The sequence below is a fragment of the Bailinhaonella thermotolerans genome, assembly GCF_003594875.1.
Taxonomy (GTDB): Bacteria; Actinomycetota; Actinomycetes; order Streptosporangiales; family Streptosporangiaceae; genus Bailinhaonella; species Bailinhaonella thermotolerans.
Genome location: NZ_QZEY01000002.1, coordinates 412,928 through 431,337 on the forward strand (window position 1 = coordinate 412,928; position 18,410 = coordinate 431,337).

An 18,410-nucleotide genomic window follows, 5' to 3' on the forward strand; every position below is an offset into this window, starting at 1 on the left:
TCGCGTGTTCGGGCGGACTGGGCGCCCCTCCGGGCGCCACGAGCCGGCGGTCGCCTGATCGGCCTCCATGACCCCCTCTCCTGGTTCTCCCGCCATCACGGGATCCCGGCCCTCCGGCGAGCCCGAACGTCCCTCATCCGCTCCGACGACCTACCCTTCGCACATGACCCTCGGTGACACACCCCGCCCGCCCGCCGTATTCGAGCGCGCGGTCGCGAGCCTGCGCGAGGCGCGGATCCGCCCCGAGGTCGAGCTGGAGGACATCCCCGCCCCCCAGCGCCTGGCCCCCTATGCGGCGGCGCTCGCCGCCACCGTCTACCGTGATGACGTGGACTTGGCGGTGGGACGGTTGATCGTGCTCTACGACCCGGACGGGCAGCGCGGCTGGGACGGCGCGTTCCGCCTGGTCGCGTACGTCCGCGCCGACATGGAGCCGGAGATCACCGAGGACCCGCTGCTCGGCCCCGTCGTGTGGAGCTGGCTCACCGAGTCGCTCGACGGCAACGGCGCCGCGTTCAGCGCGGCCGGCGGCACGGTGACGCGTGCCGTCTCCGAGGGCTTCGGCGACAAGAGCGGCGATCCCCCCACGACCGAGCTGGAGCTGCGCGCCTCCTGGTCCCCCGCGGACGAGGAGCTGGCCGCGCACGTCTCCGCCTGGTGCGACCTGATGTGCATGGCCGCCGGCATGCCGCCGGTGCCCGACGGCGTCACCCCCCTGGGCGGGGGGCCCGACCGCGGGGGGCGTCACGGACGCTGAGCACACCGTGCGGCCCGAGGCCATCCCCCTCCTCGAACCGCGCGAAGGGATTCCGCCGGTCACCGCCACGCAGCGGGGCCTGGACGCCGTCGTGCGCGCCTTCGCGGCGGGCCACGGCCCGGTCGCCGTGGACGCCGAGCGCGCCTCCGGCTACCGCTACAGCGGGCGCGCCTACCTGGTGCAGCTCCGCCGGGCGGGCTCGGGCACGGCGCTGATCGACCCGATCGCCTGCCCGGACCTGTCCGACCTGGACGCGGCGCTGGCCGACGCGGAGGTCGTGCTGCACGCCGCCAACCAGGACCTGCCGTGCCTGGCCGAGGTCGGGTTCCGGCCGCGGCTGCTGTTCGACACCGAGCTGGCCGGCCGGCTGCTCGGCTACGAGCGCGTGGGGCTGGGCACGATGGTCGAGAACCTGCTCGGGCTGCGGCTGGAGAAGGGCCACTCGGCCGCCGACTGGTCCACGCGCCCGCTGCCCGAGGACTGGCTGCGCTACGCCGCCCTCGACGTCGAGGTGCTGATCGAGCTGCGCGACCTGCTGGCCGAGCAGCTCGCCGAGGAGGGCAAGCTGGAGTGGGCGGTCGAGGAGTTCGCCGCCGTGCTCAACGCCGTCCCCGCCCCGCCGCGCAGCGACCCGTGGCGGCGCACCTCCGGCATCCACCGGGTGCGCAACCGCCGGGCGCTGGCCGTGGTGCGGGAGCTGTGGACGCTGCGCGACCAGATCGCCCGTGAGGTGGACCTGGCCCCGGGCCGGGTGCTGCCGGACTCGGCGATCGTGACGGCCGCGATGGAGATGCCGCGCGGGGCCAAGTCGCTGACCGCGATCACGCCGTTCACCGGGCGGGTGGCCCGGCGCCACCTCCAGTCCTGGCTCTCGGCGATCAACCGGGCCCGGACGCTGCCGGAGTCGGTGCTGCCCCAGTCGGCCGGTCCGGGCGAGGGCCCGCCCCCGGCCAACCGCTGGGCCGACCGCGACCCGGCCGCCGCGCGCCGCCTGTCGGCCGCCCGCACGGCCGTCGCCGCGCTCGCCGACGAGCACCGCATGCCCACGGAGAACCTGCTCCAGCCCGACGCGGTCCGCCGCCTCACCTGGGAGCCCCCGGACCCGGTGACCGACCTGTCGGTCGCGGACCGCCTCCGCTCCCTCGGCGCCCGCGAGTGGCAGATCGCCCTGACCGCCCACCCGATCGCCAAGGCCCTGTCCAGGCTGGAGGCCAAGGGCGAGGCCTGACTCCCGCACGCCGCCCGCCCGGCGGCTCCCGGCGCCGATCGGGAACCTCCCGGGCGGGGGCGGTGTAGGCAGGGCGGGAGGTCGTCATGAACCGATTCACGCGCGTCGTGCTCGTGGCCGGGGTCCTGCTGGTCTCGGCTCTCGCGGGCGCGCCCGCCCGGGCGGGGGCGGGCAACTGGGCGGTCACGTATCTGGACCCGCTGCCCGCCCGGTTCCAGCCGGACCGGGGGTACACCATCGGGTACTGGGTGCTCCAGCACGGCGACCACCCCTACTCCGGGCCGGAGGCCGACATGCGGACCGCGTTGCGGCTGACCGGGCCGCAGGGGCGGCGGCTGGAGTTCGCGGGCCTCGCGCTGCGGGAGAAGGCGCACTACGCGGCCGCGATCGCGGTGCCCCGCGGCGTCTGGCGGGTCGAGGGGATCCAGGGCCCGTTCGAGCCGTTCGAGGTCGGCACGCTGACCGTGCCCGGCGCGATGCGGTTCAACGACCCCGGGCGGATCCCGAGGAGCGACTTCTGGCGCGACGAGTGGGACGTCATCCGCCCGCCGCTCGACCGCGAGGGCCGCTTCGTCGGGTACGGCGTGCCGCCCGCGGGCGCCCCCGCCGCCGCCCCGGGCCCGGCCAGGGCGTCCGCCGGAGGGGCGGGCCTCACGCCGTACGCCGTCGCCGGGATCGCCGCCCTGGCGCTCCTGGTCCTCGCCGGCGCGGCCGTACGCCTCCGCCCGCGCCTCGCCCGCCGTCGCTGAGGCCGGTCTGAGGGCCGGGTCCGAGGGGCCGGGCCCGAGGGCCGGGCCTGAGAGGGGCCGGGTCCGAGAGGGGCCGGCTCCGGCTCTGACACGGGCGCCGAGGCCGACGCGGGCGCCGGCCGGGAAGGGAGCGGGGCCGGTCCCGCCTGGTGGCGGGGCCGGCCCCGGGTCACGGCGCGGGCGCGCTACGGGAGGGAGGCGACGCCCTTGGGCAGGAAGCGGGCGCCGGTGGCCTGCTCGGCGACGCCGGTGCGGTCGAGGTACGGGGTGATGCCGCCCAGGTGGAACGGCCAGCCCGCGCCGAGGATCATGCACAGGTCGATGTCCTGCGCCTCGGCGACGACGCCCTCGTCGAGCATGCGGCGGATCTCGTCGGCCAGGGCCGCGAGGACCCGGCCGCGCACCTCGTCGGCCGTGGACGGGTTCGTCCCGCCGGAGAAGATCTCGCGGACCTCCGGGTCGATCTGGAAGTCCGGGCCGTAGAAGCCGGACTTGCCCGCCGCGACGAGCTTGCCGAGGTTCTCCGAGACGTAGAAGCGCTCGGGGAAGGCGGCGTGCAGGGTCTCGGCGACGTGCAGCGCGACGGCCGGGCCGACGAGCTGGAGCAGCACGAAGGGCGACATGGGCAGGCCCAGCTCGTCCATCGCGTGGTCGGCGACCTCGATCGGGGTGCCCTCGTCCACGGCCTTGGCGACCTCGCCCATGAAGCGGGTGAGGATCCGGTTGACCACGAACGCGGGGGCGTCGGCGACCAGGACGGAGGACTTCTTCAGCGACTTGCCGACGGCGAACGCCGTGGCCAGCGTCTCGTCCGAGGTCTTCTCGCCCCGGATGACCTCCAGGAGCGGCAGGACCGCGACCGGGTTGAAGAAGTGGAAGCCCACGACCCGCTCGGGGTGCCGCAGCTTGGCCGCCATCTCGGTGATGGACAGCGAGGAGGTGTTGGTGGCGAGCACGCACTCGGCCGAGACGACCTCCTCGACCTCGGCGAACACCTGCTGCTTGACCGACATCTCCTCGAAGACCGCCTCGATGACGAAGTCGGCGTCGGCGAAGGCGTCCTTGGTCAGCGAGCCGGTCACCAGGGCCTTGAGCCGGTTGGCCTCGTCGGCCGAGATCCGGCCCTTGGCCAGCAGCTTGTCCACCTCGGCGGCGACGTACGCCACGCCCTTGTCCAGCCGGGACTGGTCCAGGTCGGTCATGACGACGGGCACCTGGAGGCGGCGCGCGAAGAGCAGGGCGAGCTGGGAGGCCATCAGGCCCGCGCCCACGACGCCGACCTTGGTGACCTTGCGCGCGAGGGACTTGTCCGGCGCGCCGACCGGCCGCTTGGCCCGGCGCTGCACCAGGTCGAAGGAGTACACCCCGGCCCGGAGCGGGTCCGACATGATCAGGTCGGCGAGCGCCCGGTCCTCGGCGGCGAAGCCCTCGTCCAGCGACGCGGTCTTCGCGAGCGCGATCAGGTCCAGGGCCTTGTACGGCGCGGGCGAGGCGCCCCGCAGCTTCAGGTCCACCAGGCCGCGCGCGGCGGCCACGGCCGCGTCCCAGTCCCCGGCGTACGGCTCGCGCTCGACGGTGACGTCACCGGTGAGCACGCGGGCGGCCCAGCGCAGCGACTCCTCCAGGAAGTCGGCGGGCTCGAACATCGCGTCGGCGACGCCCAGCTCGAACGCCTGCGGGCCCTTGATCATGCGGTTCTGGTTGAGCGGGTTCTCGACGATCAGCTTGATCGCCTTCTCCGGCCCGACCAGCTTCGGCAGGAGCTGCGTGCCGCCCCAGCCCGGGACCAGGCCGAGGAAGCACTCCGGCAGCGACAGCGCGGGCACCCCGGAGGAGATCGTCCGGTAGTCGCAGTGCAGCGCGATCTCCAGGCCGCCGCCCATCGCCGCGCCGTTGACGAACGCGAACGAGGGCACGCCCAGCTCGCGGAACCGCTTGAACACCGCGTGGCCGAAGGCGGCGATCGCCTCGGCCTCCTCGCGGGAGGTCACGGTCCCGATCTGCTTGAGGTCGGCGCCCACCGCGAAGATGAACGGCTTGCCGACGAGGCCGACGGCCGCGAGGTCCGACCGGGCCGCGATCGCGTCGAGCGCCTCGTTCAGCGAGAGCAGGCCCTTGGGCCCGAAGGTGTTGGGCTTGGTGTGGTCGAAGCCGTTGTCGAGCGTGATGAGGGCCATCGTGCCCGCGCCGTGCGGCAGCTCCACGTCGCGTACGAGGGCGCTGGTCACGACCTCGTCGCTCTCCCGCTCCAGCAGCAGGGAGCGCCAGGTGTCCATGTTGCTCACTTGCCCTCCCAGTGGGGGTTCTCCCAGATGACCGTGCCGCCCATGCCCATGCCGACGCACATCGTGGTCAGGCCGTAGCGGACCTCGGGGTGCTCCTCGAAGTGGCGGGCGAGCTGGGTCATCAGGCGCACGCCGGAGGAGGCCAGCGGGTGCCCGAAGGCGATGGCGCCGCCGTACGGGTTGACCCGGGGGTCGTCGTCGGCCAGGCCGAAGTGGTCGAGGAAGGCGAGCACCTGGACGGCGAAGGCCTCGTTGATCTCGAAGAGGCCGATGTCGGAGATCGACAGCCCGGCCTGGCGCAGCGCGCGCTCGGTGGAGGGGATCGGGCCGACGCCCATCACCTCGGGGTCCACGCCCGCGAAGGCGTACGACACCAGGCGCATCCGGACCGGCAGGCCCAGCTCCCCGGCGACGTCGGCGGCGGCCACGATGCAGCCGGTCGCGCCGTCGTTGATGCCCGAGGCGTTGCCGGCGGTGACGCGGCCGTGCGGGCGGAACGGGGTCTTCAGGCCGGCCAGGCCCTCCAGCGTGGTGCCGGGGCGCGGGGCCTCGTCCACGGTGGCCAGGCCCCAGCCCTCGGCGGCCTTGCGGGCGGCCATCGGGACCAGGTCCGGCTGGATCTTGCCGTCGGCGTACGCCTTGGCGACCTTCTCCTGGGAGGCGACGGCGTAGGCGTCGGCGCGCTCCTTGGTGATCGCCGGGTACCGGTCGTGCAGGTTCTCGGCGGTCATGCCCATGACCAGGGCGCTCGTGTCCACCAGCTTCTCGGCCAGGAACCGGGGGTTGGGGTCCACGCCCTCGCCCATCGGGTGGCGGCCCATGTGCTCCACGCCCCCGGCGATCGCCACGTCGTAGGCGCCGAAGGAGATGCCGCCGGCCACCGAGGTGACGGCGGTCATCGCGCCCGCGCACATGCGGTCGATGGCGAAGCCCGGCACCGACTTGGGCAGCCCGGCCAGCACGGCGGCGCTGCGGCCGATCGTCAGGCCCTGGTCGCCGATCTGGGTGGTGGCCGCGATGGCCACCTCGTCCACCCGCTCGGGCGGCAGGTTGGGGTTCCGCCGCATCAGTTCCCTGATGACCCGGATGACCAGGTCGTCGGCGCGCGTCTCGGCGTACAGGCCCTTGGGGCCCGACTTGCCGAACGGCGTGCGCACACCGTCGACGAATACGACGTCACGTGCTTGTCGTGGCACGGTCTGCTCCTCGTTGGTGGGTAGCCTCCACCAACGAATGCTACTGGTCGGTAACTACTGGCGTGCGCACCCTCGGCGCTCGCGCGGGCCGCGCCCGGCGCCGTGCCCGCCGGACTCGGGAACGACACGAGCACCACGACCAGGCAGGCGAGCCTGTCATCACGCGTGTCAGGCCGCCCGGCCCGGGTTCCGGGGCCGGTCACAGGCGATGGAGTCCTCTCTTGCCGGGAACGCCGCGCCGGTCCCTAATGTGTCTATGGCCGCCGCGGGGCCCTATGAGCTTCCGGTCGCCGCCGCCATGGCGGTGGTGACCGTGACCAGCGCCCTCGTCACGTTCCTGTCCGTCATGGCCGCCGCGGAGGCCGTGGAGACCGACCGGCTGGCGGTCGTGCAGACCGTCCAGGTGGAGGCCGAGCGCACCAAGACCGACGCCCAGGTGCGCGGCGAGGGCCGCCGCCTGGGCCGGTACCGCTCCCTGGCGGCCGAGGCCGACGCGGAGGCCGCCGAAGACCCCGGCCGGGCCGCCGGGCTGCGCCGCCTGGCCCTGGAGTACGCCGCCGAGTCCCGCGTCGGCTATCTGGGCCCCTACGTCGCCTGGGACGGCGCGGAGTCCCGGCTCCGGTACGGCGAGCTGGCCGAGGCGCTGCGCCAGTCGGCCGACGCCTACTCCCCCGCCGCCGACCAGCCCGCGCGGACCGCCGCCCGCGCCGACGCCGAGCACGCCCGCTCCACCCGCCTGGCCATGGCCGCGGTCGCCCTGCTGGTGGTGCTGGTCGTGCTCACCGTGACCCGGATGGCCCACGTACGGCTGCGCGGGCCGCTACTGGTCGTCGCGGCGGCCTCGTACGCGCTGATCGCGGCCACCGTGGTGTGGCAGGCGTTCCTGTGGCAGGGGGCGTGACGTGCCCGGGCCGGAGCTGGCCGTGCCCGAGGTGGACGAGGTCGAGTCGCCGCACAAACGCCGGGTCGCGCTGGCCGTCAGCCTGATCGCGCTGTTCGGCGGCCTGCTGGGGTACGCCGCCGCGGCGTCCTCGGCAAACGAGGAGATCGGCGCGCGCGAGGCCCAGCGGGCGGCGATCACGGCGATGGCGCGGCAGAACGCCGCGTCGGTGACGTTCCAGGAGAACCTGGACAACCACGCCGAGGCGTTCACGGTGGGCCGCCGCCGCGACCAGGCCGCCACGCGGGAGCTGCTGCTCGGCGTGGCCGAGGACCGGGAGCGGGCCAAAGCCTGGGACCGGGCCTACCGGCGGCTGGCCGACGTGTCCCCGCTGACGCGGGCGGATCGGAACGGCCGGGCGGCCGGGCCGGCCGGGCCGGTCGAGACGCTGTCGGCCGACCTGTTCGCCGGCCCGCACGCCGGCACGCTCCGGCAGCAGGCGGCGCAGGAGACCGCCGCGGCCTGGGGCGACAAGAGCGACCTGTACATCGCCGGGATCACGCTGCTGGCCGTCGCGCTCGCGCTGCTGGGCCTGTCGCTGACCGTCGCCCCCGGGGTCCGCCGCCACCTCGTCCGGCCGGCCGCCGCGATCACCGGGCTCTGCCTGCTGGGGACCTTCGCCGTGCTCGCCATGCCCGTCCCCCGCACCCCCGAGCGCGCCATCTCGGCGCTGGCCCGCGGCGACCGGGCCTACTCGCTGCGCGACTTCGAGACGGCGCTGCGGGAGTACGACGCCGCGCTGCGGGCCCGCGCCGACTACGCGGCGGCCTACCAGCGACGGGCGCAGGCGCGCATCCTGGTGGACAGCCCCGACCGCGCCCAGTCCTCCTTCGTGTTCAGCACCGCCCGGCCCGCGAGCCGCCGCGCCGCGATCGCGGACCTGGAGCGGGCCATCGAGCTGGGCGGCGGCGACTACCTGACGCTGACCAACCAGAGCGGGAACTACTTCCACCTGGAGGACTACGCGCGGGCCGAGGACCACGCCCGGCGGGCGATCGAGCTCAACCCCGCGCCGCCGATCCCGTGGATCAACCTGCTGCTCGCGGTCGCCGGGCAGGGCCGGGAGGCCGAGGCGGCCAGGGTGTTCGACCGGCTGACCCGGCTGATCGCCGGGCGCCACCGCGCCGAGGAGCGGCTGGAGCTGTACGCCTCGGCCCGCACCACGCTCGACACGCTCGCCAGGCAGTCCCCCGAGCGGATCGCGCTGGTCCGCCGCCTGCAGGGCCGCCTGGTCCGGGCCGAGGCCGACAGCCGCGCGCCCGCCGGGACGCCGCCGGGGAACCCGTCCGTGACCGGCTTCCAGGTGACGGCGTACGGCTCCAGCGTCGAGGCGCGCATGACCGCGGCCGGGCTGCCGCGGAACGCGCGGCTGGCCTGGCTGGTCTACCACCGGGCCGACGAGGGGGCCGACTGGCTGGAGCTGCACCAGGTCAGCGCGTTCGAGGCGTGGGACGGCCGGGCCGGCAAGCACTTCTTCGACTGGAACTGCCCCGTGCGCGGCCAGTACCGGGTCGACCTGTACGCCGGGGAACGCCGCGTCGCCTCCGACACGACCACGCGGCCGGAGGGGCCCGCGCTCACGCCGTACCACGACCCGATCGGCGGGTTCCGGACCTGCCGCCCGCCCGCGTGGAAGCTCGCCGCCGCCGCGCCGGGCGAGGTCCGCATCCGCTCGGCCGACGGCCGGGAGGAGCTCGCCGTGCGCGTGACCGTGCTGGCCACGCCGCCGACGCCCGCGCGGGTCGGGTACGCGCTCCGCCGCGTCCTGGACCGCTCCGCCGAGGGTCTGTCCCCGTCGGCGGCGCTCGTCGAGGAGGGCACGGCGCGGATCGGGAACCTGCCGGCCGGCCGCTACCGCCGGGTGCGGCTGCCCGGCGGCGACGAGGGCCGGGTGTACGCCCACGTGGACACGCTGGGCGTCCTGCGGACCGTGGTCCTGCGCTTCCCCCCGGCCCGGTCGGCCGCGCTGTCCGACATGACCCTGCGCCTCCGCTTCGAGTGACCCCCGGCCCTCGCGGGCGGGGTCAGCCGGTGGGGAGCGGCGGCTCGGTCTGGGGGGTGGGGCGGTTCATGCGGCTGTGCCGGTGGCCGTACAGGAAGTAGACGGCCATGCCCAGGACCATCCAGGCCAGGAAGCGCAGCCAGGTCTCCACGGGCAGGTTCAGCATCAGGTAGAGGCAGGCCAGGATGGACAGGACCGGCACGAGCGGCACCAGCGGGGTGCGGAAGGCGCGCGGCAGGTCCGGGCGGGTGCGGCGCAGGATGAGCACCCCCGCCGAGACGACCACGAACGCGAACAGCGTGCCGATGTTGACCAGCTCGGCCAGCGCGGACAGCGGGATGAGCCCGGCCAGGAGCGCCACCACCACCCCGATGATCACCGTGGCGCGGGCCGGGGTGCCGAAGCGGGGGCTGACGCGCGCCAGGGACTCGGGCAGGAGGTTGTCGCGGCTCATCGCGAAGAACACCCGGCTCTGCCCGAGGATGAGGATCATCGTCACGGTGATCAGCCCGAAGATCGCGCCCAGGCTGATCACCGAGGCCAGCCAGGGCTGTCCCACGGCGCGGAAGGCCTCGGCCAGCGGCGCGTCCGGGTTGAGCGTGTCGTACGGCATCATGCCCACGACCACGAGGGACACCGCGACGTACAGCAGCGTGCAGACGACCAGGGAGCCGATGATGCCCACCGGCAGGTCGCGCTGGGGGTCGCGCGTCTCCTCGGCGGCGGTGGCCACGATGTCGAAGCCGATGTAGGCGAAGAAGACGATCGCGGCCGCGCTGAAGATCCCGAACACCCCGAAGGCGACGGGCGTGACGCCGAAGAGCACCTGGATCAGCGGCGCCTGCAGGCCCGAGCCCGGCGGGAGCTGCCGGGGCTCGGGGATGAACGGCGTGTAGTTCTGGGCCTTGACGAAGAACAGCCCGGCCACGATCACCAGCAGCACCACGGCGACCTTGATGATCACGATGACCAGGTTGAACCGCGACGACAGCTTGATCCCGGCCACCAGGATCGCGGTGAGCAGCAGCACGAGGACGACGGCGGGGATGTTGAACGCGGCGTCCTCCCCGGCCAGCTCGGGCGGCAGCGGCGCCCCCAGGGACGCCATCAGGGAGGCGAAGTACCCCGACCAGCCCACGGCGACCACGGCCGAGGCCAGGGCCATCTCCAGCATCAGGTCCCAGCCGATGATCCAGGCCGGGAGCTCGCCGAGCGTGGCGAAGGAGAAGGTGTAGGCCGATCCGGCCACCGGCACCGTCGAGGCGAACTCGGCGTAACAGAGGGCGGCCAGCCCGCAGACGATCGCGGCGACGACGAAGGAGACGCCGACGGCGGGCCCGGCGTAGTCGCGGGCCACCCGGCCGGTCAGCACGAAGATGCCGGTCCCGATGATGACGCCGATCCCGAACACCGTCAGGTCGAGGCCGCTCAGGTCCTTGCGGAGGCGGTGCTCGGGTTCCTCGGTGTCGCGGATCGACTGCTCGACCGGCTTCGTGCGGAACAGGCTCATGCAGTAGCCGTTACCCACCGGGGCCGGGTGATCACACCCGATCACCCGGCCTCGTCGGCGAGCGCGCGCCCGGCGGTCACTCGGCGGGCGTGGGCTCCAGGGCCGGGGTGCGCTTGGTCACGGCCTCGGTGATCGCCCGAGCGAGGTCCTGGCCGGTCAGGCCGATCTCGGCGAGGATCTTCGGCCGCTTGGCGTGGTCGAGGAACCGCTGCGGGATGCCGAACGTGCGCACCGGCACGTCCAGGTCGGCGTCGCGCAGCAGCCGGGCCACCGCGTCGCCGACGCCCCCGGCGCGGCCGTTGTCCTCGGCCACGGCCACCAGGCGGTGCTCGCCGGCGGCGGCGACCAGGGCCGGGTCCAGCGGCTTGACCCAGCGCGGGTCCACGACGGTGACGCCGATGCCGTGCGCGGTGAGCAGGTCGGCGGCCTCCAGCGCGATGTGCGCCATCGGCCCCGCGGCGACCAGCAGCACGTCCTTGTCGCCCTCGCGGCGCAGGACGTCCATCCGCCCGAGCCTGCCGGTGGCCTCGATCTCCGGCGGGAGCGCGCCCTTGGGGAACCGCACCACCGTGGGCCCGTCGTCCACCGCGACGGCCTCGCGCAGCAGCTCGCGCAGCCGTACGGCGTCGCGCGGGGCGGCCAGGCGCAGGCCGGGCACGACCTGCAGGATGGACATGTCCCACATGCCGTTGTGGCTGGCGCCGTCGTCGCCGGTGACGCCGGCGCGGTCGAGCACGACGGTCACCGGCAACTTGTGCAGCGCCACGTCCATGAGGAGCTGGTCGAAGGCGCGGTTGAGGAAGGTGGCGTAGACGGCGACCACCGGGTGCAGCCCGCCCAGTGCGAGCCCGGCGGCGGAGGTGAGCGCGTGCTGCTCGGCGATGCCGACGTCGTAGCAGCGGTCGGGGAAGGCCGCGGCGAACGGCGCGAGCCCCGTGGGGTGCAGCATCGCGGCGGTGATCGCCACGACGTCCTCGCGCTCGCGGCCCACCTTCACCAGCTCGTCGCTGAAGACGCCGGTCCAGCCGTGCGGCTTGGGCCGCTCCTCGCCCGTCAGCGGGTCGAAGGCGCCGGGGCTGTGGAAGCAGTCCTCGTCGTGGTTCTCGGCGGGGGCGTAGCCCTGGCCCTTGCGGGTGAGCACGTGCACGATCGCGGGGCCGCCGAAGTCGCGGGCCTTGCGCAGGGCCTTCTCCACGGCCTGCTCGTCGTGGCCGTCGATCGGGCCGACGTACTTCAGGCCGAGGTCCTCGAACATGGCCTGCGGCGCGAGGATGTCCTTGATGCCCTTCTTGAGCCCGTGCAGCGTCTCGTAGAGCGGCACGCCCACGACCGGGGTGTTGGACAGCTTGCGCTTGACGTACTCCAGGGCCTGCTCGTAGTTCTGCGTCATGCGCAGCGAGGCCAGGTGGGTCGCCAGGCCGCCGATCGTCGGCGAGTAGGAGCGGCCGTTGTCGTTGACGACGATGGTGAGCCGCAGGTCCTTGTGCGCGGCGATGTTGTTCAGCGCCTCCCAGGCCATGCCGCCGGTCAGCGCGCCGTCGCCGATCACCGCGACCACGTGCCGGTCGGTGTCCCCGCGCAGGTGGTACGCCTTGGCCAGGCCGTCGGCGTAGGACAGGGCGGTGGAGGCGTGGGAGTTCTCGATGATGTCGTGCTCGGACTCGGCCTGGCTCGGGTAGCCGGACAGGCCGCCCTCCTGGCGCAGGCCGTCGAAGCGGTCGGCGCGGCCGGTCAGCATCTTGTGGACGTACGCCTGGTGGCCGGTGTCCCACAGGAGGCGGTCGCGCGGCGAGTCGAAGACGCGGTGCATGGCGATCGTCAGCTCGACGACGCCGAGGTTGGGGCCGAGGTGGCCGCCGGTGCGGGCCACGGAGGCGACCAGCAGGTCGCGGATCTCGGCGGCGAGTTGGGGAAGCTGCGCGGGGTCGAGGCGCTTGAGGTCCCCGGGGCCCCGCAAGGACGCGAGCAACGCTCCCGGACTCCGGCCGTCCCGCCCGCCCGTTCGCTCGCTGCGCTCAGTCACTGCTGATCTCCTTGCCCCGCTGACAATCGGACTGCCTGAGTTTAGTTTGCCGCGCTCTTGCTCGGCCCAACCGCCCTTCTTCCACAACGGGTGGCCACCCCACTAAAGTTGCGCAGCATTATGTCGATCTCGTGGAGAAACCGTGGTTTCCTTGCGCTTTTGTGCGCGTTAGGGCTGTCCACACCTCTTGTCATGACCTCGCCGGCCGCTGCCGGCACGACCGCCACGGTGCGCGCCAAGGCCCCCGCGAGCCAGGCGCTGTCGAGCCCCCTCTACCGCACCGGCAAGCTGCCCGCCCTCGGCTGCAAGGCCGAGCCGATCAGCGGCGCCGAGTCCGCCAAGCGCGCGCTGAAGGCCCTGGGGGGCTGCCTGGACCGCGCCTGGGCCAAGCAGTTCAAGGTCGCGGGCCTGCGCTTCAAGCCGCCGCGCCAGAAGATCATCACGAAGCCGGTCAAGACCACCTGCGGCTCGTGGGGCGAGGCGCAGGGCATCTACTGCTCGAACAGCCGGACGCTGTACGTCCTCGTGGACTCCGGGGCCCTGGACTCCTCCCGCCTCTTCCTGCCCTCGGTGCTGGCCCACGAGTACGGCCACCACGTGCAGGAGGTCGCGCGGCTGTGGGACACCTACCGCGAGAAGCCCAAGTCGGCCGAGCTGGCCTGGTCCCGCCGCTACGAGCTCCAGGCCGAGTGCCTGGCCGGGGCCTTCCTCTCCAGCGTGCGCACGTCCCTGCCGTTCTCCGCGGGCGACTGGTCCGCCCTGCTCGCCGACCAGCGGCACACCGGTGACGAGAACGGCGACGTCCGCGACCACGGCAAGGGCGCCAACATCGCGCGCTGGATGGACCGCGGCTACCGCGCCGGCTCCCCCTCGGCCTGCAACACCTTCAAGGCCCCCGCGGCCCACGTGGCGAACACCCCCGCCGCCTGACCCCTCCCGGCTCCCCTGGTCGTCGTACGGCCCGCGCCGCCCGCCCGGCGCGGGCGGTACACGTGCCGGGGGCCCGGCGCGGCGTCCAGGGGCCTGGTGAGGCGCGGCAAGGCGGGCGAGGCGCGCGGGCGCCGGGGCCGTGCGGGCGTCAGACCAGGCTGCGGACGATGAGGAAGAGCGCCGAGACGGCGGCGACGACGAGCACGGCGGCGCGGATGCGGCCGCCGTCGAGGAACCGGCGCACCGGGTCCGCGACGATGAAGCCCGCCACGACGCAGGGGATCAGGACCAGGCCCGCGAAGACGGCGCGGCCGGGCAGGCTCCCGGCGGCGGCCAGGGACGCCAGCGAGAACAGGCCGCCCGCGAGGAAGAACGCGCCCAGGGTCGCGCGGATCTGCGGTCCCCTGGCCCGCTGGTAGACCAGCGCGATGGGCGGGCCGCCGATGGCCGCGGCGGTGGCGGTGACGCCGGAGACCAGGCCCGCCAGCGTGAGGGTGACCCGGTTGCGGGGCACGGAGACCGTCCGGGCGGTGAGCGCGGTGGCCGCCAGCACCATGACGCCCACGATCGCGCCCAGGGCCCGCTGGGACACCACGGTGACGATCCAGACCCCGGCGGCCGTGCCCGGCACCCGGCCGAGCAGGGCCCAGCCGAGTCCGCGCAGGTCCACGTGACGCCACTCCCTGGCCACCGAGAACACCGGCATGGCCGCGGCGACGATCAGCATCGCGCCGGGCATGAGCCCGGGATCGAGCAGCGCCGCCACGGGCGTGCCGACCAGCCCGATCCCGAAGCCCACGGCGCCCTGCACGACCGCGCCGAGGAACACGGCGACCCCGATGACGACGAGCAGCGCGGTGGGAGACATGTCCGGAGTCGCAACCTTCCTCGGCGGCTCACCGGGATCACGGGGATCGGGCGGTCAGCTTCCGGAGGTCGAGGCGGCGGTGGTGAAGAACGCCAGGAACGCGAAGCCGTAGATCGCGAAGATCAGGGCGTAGATGCCGATCACGACGTAGGAGCAGACGAGGCCGGCGATCGCCATGCCGCGGCCCTCCTCGCCGGAGCGCTTGATCTGCGACATCGCCACGTGCCCGAGGATGACGCCGACCACGCTGGTCAGGCCGCAGGTGAAGATCCCGACGATGCCCAGCACGAGCGAGGCGATGGACATGCCGTTGGTCTTGTTCTGCTGCGGGTACCCCGGCGCCGCGTACGCCTGGCCGTACCCGGCCTGGCCGTAGCCCTGCTGCTCGTAGCCCTGCTGGCCGTACCCCTGCTGGCCGTAGGCGCCGTACGCCGGGTCGGTGCCGTAGCCCTGCTGGCCGTACCCCGCCTGTCCGGGGTCGGTGCCGTAGCCCTGGCCGTAGCCGGCCTGGCCCGGGTTCGTGCCGTAGCCCTGCTGGCCGTAGCCCCCCTGTCCGGGGTCGGTCCCGTAGCCCTGGCCGTAGCCGGCCTGGCCCGGGTTCGTGCCGTAGCCCTGCTGGCCGTACGGCTGGAGCTCCTGACCGTAGCCGGGCTGGTCCTGGGGGACGGGTTGCCCAGGCTGACCGGGTTGCCCGTACCCGTACCCGCCGGAGTGCTGCGGGCCCGGCTGAGGCTGCCAGTTCGGGTCGGTCACGGGGGTCCTCCTGGGGGAAAGTTCGATCTGTCGCGGGCCACATCGTACAGAGAACGGCCCTCCCGGGGAGATGAACCGCCCTTCCCCCCAGATATCGGACAGGCCACGAATCCCCGCCCTGGCCCCGGTGCCGCCGCGTCCTCGGCGGGGCGCCCCGGAGGCGCCGGAGCCCGGCCCCCGCGGACGGGGGCCGGGCTCGGGTCCGCGGCTCGCCTACTTGCGCAGGAGCGAGCGCAGGACGTACTGCATGATGCCGCCGTGGCGGTAGTAGTCCGCCTCGCCGGGGGTGTCGATGCGGACGACCGCGTCGAACTCGACGTCGCCGGCCTTGACCTTGACGGTGGACGGGATGCCCGTGCCGTCGTTCAGGGCCTCGATGCCGGTGATGTCGAAGGTCTCCTCGCCGGTCAGGCCGAGGGACCCGGCGCTCTGGCCCTCCGGGAACTGGAGCGGGAGCACGCCCATGCCGATGAGGTTGGAGCGGTGGATGCGCTCGTAGGACTCGGCGATGACGGCGCGCACGCCCAGGAGCGCGGTGCCCTTGGCCGCCCAGTCACGGGAGGAGCCGGAGCCGTACTCCTTGCCCGCGAGCACCACCAGCGGGGTGCCGGCCGCCGCGTAGTTCACCGACGCGTCGTAGATCGTGGTGACCGGGGCGCCGTCCTGGGTGAAGTCCCGGGTGAAGCCGCCCTCGGTGCCCGGCGCGATCTGGTTGCGCAGGCGGATGTTGGCGAAGGTGCCCCGGATCATCACCTCGTGGTTGCCGCGGCGCGAGCCGTACGAGTTGAAGTCCTTGACCTCGACGCCGTTCTCCCGGAGGTACTTGCCCGCCGGGGAGTCGGCCTTGATCGAGCCGGCCGGGGAGATGTGGTCGGTGGTGACCGAGTCGCCCAGCTTGGCCAGGACGCGCGCGCCGTGGATGTCGGTGACCGGGGAGGGCTCGGTGCCCATGCCGTCGAAGTACGGCGCCTTGCGGACGTACGTCGAGGACGGGTCCCACTCGAAGGTGTCGCCGGTCGGGATCGGCAGCGACTGCCAGCGCTCGTCGCCCTTGAAGACGTCGGCGTAGTCGCGCAGGAACATCTCCTGGCCGATCGAGCCGTTGACGACCTCCGAGACCTCCTCCGGCGACGGCCAGATGTCGCGCAGGTAGACCGGCTCGCCCTGGGCGTCGGTGCCGAGCGGCTCGTTGTTCAGGTCGACGTCCATCGAGCCCGCGAGCGCGTAGGCGACCACCAGCGGCGGCGAGGCCAGGTAGTTCATCTTCACGTCTGGGTTGATGCGGCCCTCGAAGTTGCGGTTGCCGGAGAGCACCGCGGTGACGGCCAGGTCGTTGTCGTTGATCGCCTGCGAGATCTCCGCCGGGAGCGGGCCGGAGTTGCCGATGCAGGTGGTGCAGCCGTAGCCGACCAGGTTGAAGCCCAGCTTCTCGAGGTACGGCGTGAGCCCGGCGCGGTCGTAGTAGCCGGTGACGACCTGGCTGCCCGGCGCGAGGGAGGTCTTGACCCACGGCTTGCGGGAGAGGCCGCGCTCGACGGCCTTCTTCGCGAGCAGGGCCGCGCCGATCATGACGTACGGGTTGGACGTGTTGGTGCAGGAGGTGATCGCGGCGATCACGACCGCGCCGTGGTCCAGCTCGAAGGTGGTGCCGTCCTCCAGCGTGACGGGGACGCGCTTGTGCGGGCGGCCGGACGCCGGGGCCGCGGACTTCTCGTGCGGCTCGTCGGCGCTGGTGGAGTGCGGGACCGCGGGCGAGTCCGAGGCGGGGAAGGACTCGGCGGAGGCCTCGTCGGCCATGCCCAGGTCCTCGTCGCCGGAGACGTAGTCGCGGACGGCGGTGCGCCAGCACTCCTTGGCCGAGGCCAGCTCGATGCGGTCCTGCGGGCGCTTCGGCCCGGCGATCGACGGGACGACCGTGGACAGGTCCAGCTCGATGTACTCGGAGTAGTCGGGCTCGGCGGCCGGGTCGTGCCACAGGCCCTGCGCCTTGGCGTACGCCTCGGTGAGGGCGAGCTGCTCCTCGGTGCGGCCGGTGAGGCGCAGGTAGGCGATGGTCTCCTCGTCGATCGGGAAGATCGCGCAGGTGGAGCCGAACTCGGGGCTCATGTTGCCGATGGTGGCGCGGTTGGCCAGCGGCACCGAGCTGACGCCGGAGCCGTAGAACTCCACGAACTTGCCGACGACGCCGTGCTTGCGCAGCATCTCGGTGATGACCAGCACCAGGTCGGTCGCGGTCGCGCCGGCCGGGAGCTCGCCGGTCAGCTTGAAGCCGACGACGCGCGGGATCAGCATGGAGATCGGCTGGCCGAGCATGGCGGCCTCGGCCTCGATGCCGCCGACGCCCCAGCCCAGCACGCCCAGGCCGTTCTCCATCGTGGTGTGGGAGTCGGTGCCGACGCAGGTGTCGGGGTAGGCCTTGCCGTCACGGGTCATGACGACGCGGGCCAGGTGCTCGATGTTGACCTGGTGCACGATGCCGGTGCCCGGCGGGACGACCTTGAACTCGTCGAACGCGGTCTGGCCCCAGCGCAGGAACTGGTAGCGCTCGCGGTTGCGTTCGTACTCCCGCTCGACGTTGCGCACGAACGAGTCGCGGCCGCCGAAGAAGTCGACGATGACCGAGTGGTCGATGACCAGCTCGGCCGGGGCGAGCGGGTTGATGCGGGACGGGTCGCCGCCCAGGTCTCGCACGGCCTCGCGCATGGTGGCGAGGTCGACGACGCAGGGCACGCCGGTGAAGTCCTGCATGATCACCCGCGCCGGGGTGAACTGGATCTCCACGCTCGGGGTCGCCTTGGGGTCCCAGCCGCCCAGCGCCCGGATGTGGTCGGCGGTGATGTTCGCGCCGTCCTCGGTGCGGAGCAGGTTCTCCAGGAGGATCTTCAGGCTGTAGGGAAGGCGGGCCGCGCCCTCGACGCGGTCGAGCCGGTAGATCTCATATGACGCGTCGCCGACGCGCAGCGTGTCACGGCTGCCGAAGCTGTTCGCGGACACGGGTGGTTCGCCTCCCTGCGGACGTTGTGGGCCTTTGACAAGCATCCTGCCGCACCGGCGGACAAGGCGAACCAGTAAGGCAAACCTAACCGCGCCCCCGGGGCAGGTATCTTGACGTCAAGATAACTCGGAAGTATCTCGACATCAAGTTACCCGCCGGTAGAAGCAGGACGGG

General features: G+C 73.4%; 13 protein-coding genes. 6 read left to right on the top strand and 7 right to left on the bottom strand.

The features are described 5' to 3' along the window. The first annotated feature begins 163 nt into the window (after positions 1-163). From D5H75_RS07015 to D5H75_RS07025, 3 genes are all read left to right on the top strand, one after another. Complete coding sequence (locus D5H75_RS07015; RefSeq protein ID WP_119925513.1) at positions 164-757, top strand: DUF3000 domain-containing protein; 594 nt, start codon at positions 164-166, stop codon at positions 755-757. A gap of 7 nt (positions 758-764) precedes the next feature. Beyond that, positions 765-1,985, top strand: a complete 1,221-nt coding sequence (locus tag D5H75_RS07020; protein WP_242454031.1) for a ribonuclease D — start codon at positions 765-767, stop codon at positions 1,983-1,985. Between the two features lie 86 nt (positions 1,986-2,071). Continuing rightward, entirely contained in the window at positions 2,072-2,734 is a 663-nt protein-coding gene (locus D5H75_RS07025) for a hypothetical protein (protein ID WP_119925514.1), read from the top strand. Positions 2,735-2,919: 185 nt separating this feature from the next. On the opposite strand, the gene D5H75_RS07030 is transcribed toward D5H75_RS07025, so the two are convergent. After that, the gene (locus tag D5H75_RS07030; RefSeq protein WP_119925937.1) at positions 2,920-5,010 is read right to left on the bottom strand and encodes a 3-hydroxyacyl-CoA dehydrogenase NAD-binding domain-containing protein; all 2,091 of its coding nucleotides are present in this window, start codon (positions 5,008-5,010) and stop codon (positions 2,920-2,922) included. A gap of 5 nt (positions 5,011-5,015) precedes the next feature. Further along, a complete protein-coding gene (locus D5H75_RS07035; RefSeq protein ID WP_119925515.1) occupies positions 5,016-6,215 on the bottom strand; it encodes a thiolase family protein in 1,200 nt (399 codons plus the stop codon). Positions 6,216-6,471: 256 nt separating this feature from the next. Between D5H75_RS07035 and D5H75_RS41315 the strand changes: the two genes are divergently transcribed. Further along, positions 6,472-7,116 (top strand): hypothetical protein, encoded by a 645-nt coding sequence (locus D5H75_RS41315; protein ID WP_202637902.1) that lies wholly within the window; start codon positions 6,472-6,474, stop codon positions 7,114-7,116. A gap of 1 nt (position 7,117) precedes the next feature. Next, positions 7,118-9,157 carry a CHAT domain-containing protein gene (locus tag D5H75_RS07045; protein WP_119925516.1) on the top strand — a complete coding sequence of 680 codons (2,040 nt, stop codon included), beginning with the start codon at positions 7,118-7,120 and terminating at the stop codon, positions 9,155-9,157. A gap of 22 nt (positions 9,158-9,179) precedes the next feature. On the opposite strand, the gene D5H75_RS07050 is transcribed toward D5H75_RS07045, so the two are convergent. Both D5H75_RS07050 and dxs read right to left on the bottom strand, forming a co-directional pair. Next, positions 9,180-10,667, bottom strand: coding sequence for an amino acid permease (locus tag D5H75_RS07050; RefSeq protein WP_119925517.1), 1,488 nt, complete (start codon positions 10,665-10,667; stop codon positions 9,180-9,182). Positions 10,668-10,743: 76 nt separating this feature from the next. Beyond that, complete coding sequence (dxs, locus tag D5H75_RS07055; RefSeq protein WP_119925518.1) at positions 10,744-12,636, bottom strand: 1-deoxy-D-xylulose-5-phosphate synthase; 1,893 nt, start codon at positions 12,634-12,636, stop codon at positions 10,744-10,746. A 246-nt stretch (positions 12,637-12,882) separates the two neighbouring features. Between dxs and D5H75_RS07060 the strand changes: the two genes are divergently transcribed. Next, the gene (locus D5H75_RS07060) at positions 12,883-13,620 is read left to right on the top strand and encodes a neutral zinc metallopeptidase (RefSeq protein WP_202637903.1); all 738 of its coding nucleotides are present in this window, start codon (positions 12,883-12,885) and stop codon (positions 13,618-13,620) included. 148 nt (positions 13,621-13,768) lie between these two features. Here D5H75_RS07060 and D5H75_RS07065 read toward each other — a convergent pair whose 3' ends face one another. From D5H75_RS07065 to acnA, 3 genes are all read right to left on the bottom strand, one after another. Further along, positions 13,769-14,488, bottom strand: a complete 720-nt coding sequence (locus tag D5H75_RS07065) for a sulfite exporter TauE/SafE family protein (RefSeq protein WP_119925520.1) — start codon at positions 14,486-14,488, stop codon at positions 13,769-13,771. Between the two features lie 54 nt (positions 14,489-14,542). Beyond that, positions 14,543-15,241 carry a DUF4190 domain-containing protein gene (locus D5H75_RS43980; RefSeq protein ID WP_119925521.1) on the bottom strand — a complete coding sequence of 233 codons (699 nt, stop codon included), beginning with the start codon at positions 15,239-15,241 and terminating at the stop codon, positions 14,543-14,545. Between the two features lie 213 nt (positions 15,242-15,454). Then, a complete protein-coding gene (acnA, locus tag D5H75_RS07075; RefSeq protein WP_202637904.1) occupies positions 15,455-18,280 on the bottom strand; it encodes an aconitate hydratase AcnA in 2,826 nt (941 codons plus the stop codon). Positions 18,281-18,410 lie beyond the last annotated feature (130 nt).

Bases quoted from the DNA above. Each gene is read 5' to 3' on its own strand.
- D5H75_RS07015 (WP_119925513.1), top strand. From the start codon at position 164: ATGACCCTCGGTGACACACCCCGCCCGCCCGCCGTATTCGAGCGCGCG.
- D5H75_RS07025 (WP_119925514.1), top strand. From the start codon at position 2,072: ATGAACCGATTCACGCGCGTCGTGCTCGTGGCCGGGGTCCTGCTGGTC.
- D5H75_RS07030 (WP_119925937.1), bottom strand. From the start codon at position 5,010: ATGGACACCTGGCGCTCCCTGCTGCTGGAGCGGGAGAGCGACGAGGTC.
- D5H75_RS41315 (WP_202637902.1), top strand. From the start codon at position 6,472: ATGGCCGCCGCGGGGCCCTATGAGCTTCCGGTCGCCGCCGCCATGGCG.
- D5H75_RS07050 (WP_119925517.1), bottom strand. From the start codon at position 10,667: ATGAGCCTGTTCCGCACGAAGCCGGTCGAGCAGTCGATCCGCGACACC.
- D5H75_RS07060 (WP_202637903.1), top strand. From the start codon at position 12,883: ATGACCTCGCCGGCCGCTGCCGGCACGACCGCCACGGTGCGCGCCAAG.
- D5H75_RS07065 (WP_119925520.1), bottom strand. From the start codon at position 14,488: ATGTCTCCCACCGCGCTGCTCGTCGTCATCGGGGTCGCCGTGTTCCTC.
- acnA (WP_202637904.1), bottom strand. From the start codon at position 18,280: ATGCTTGTCAAAGGCCCACAACGTCCGCAGGGAGGCGAACCACCCGTG.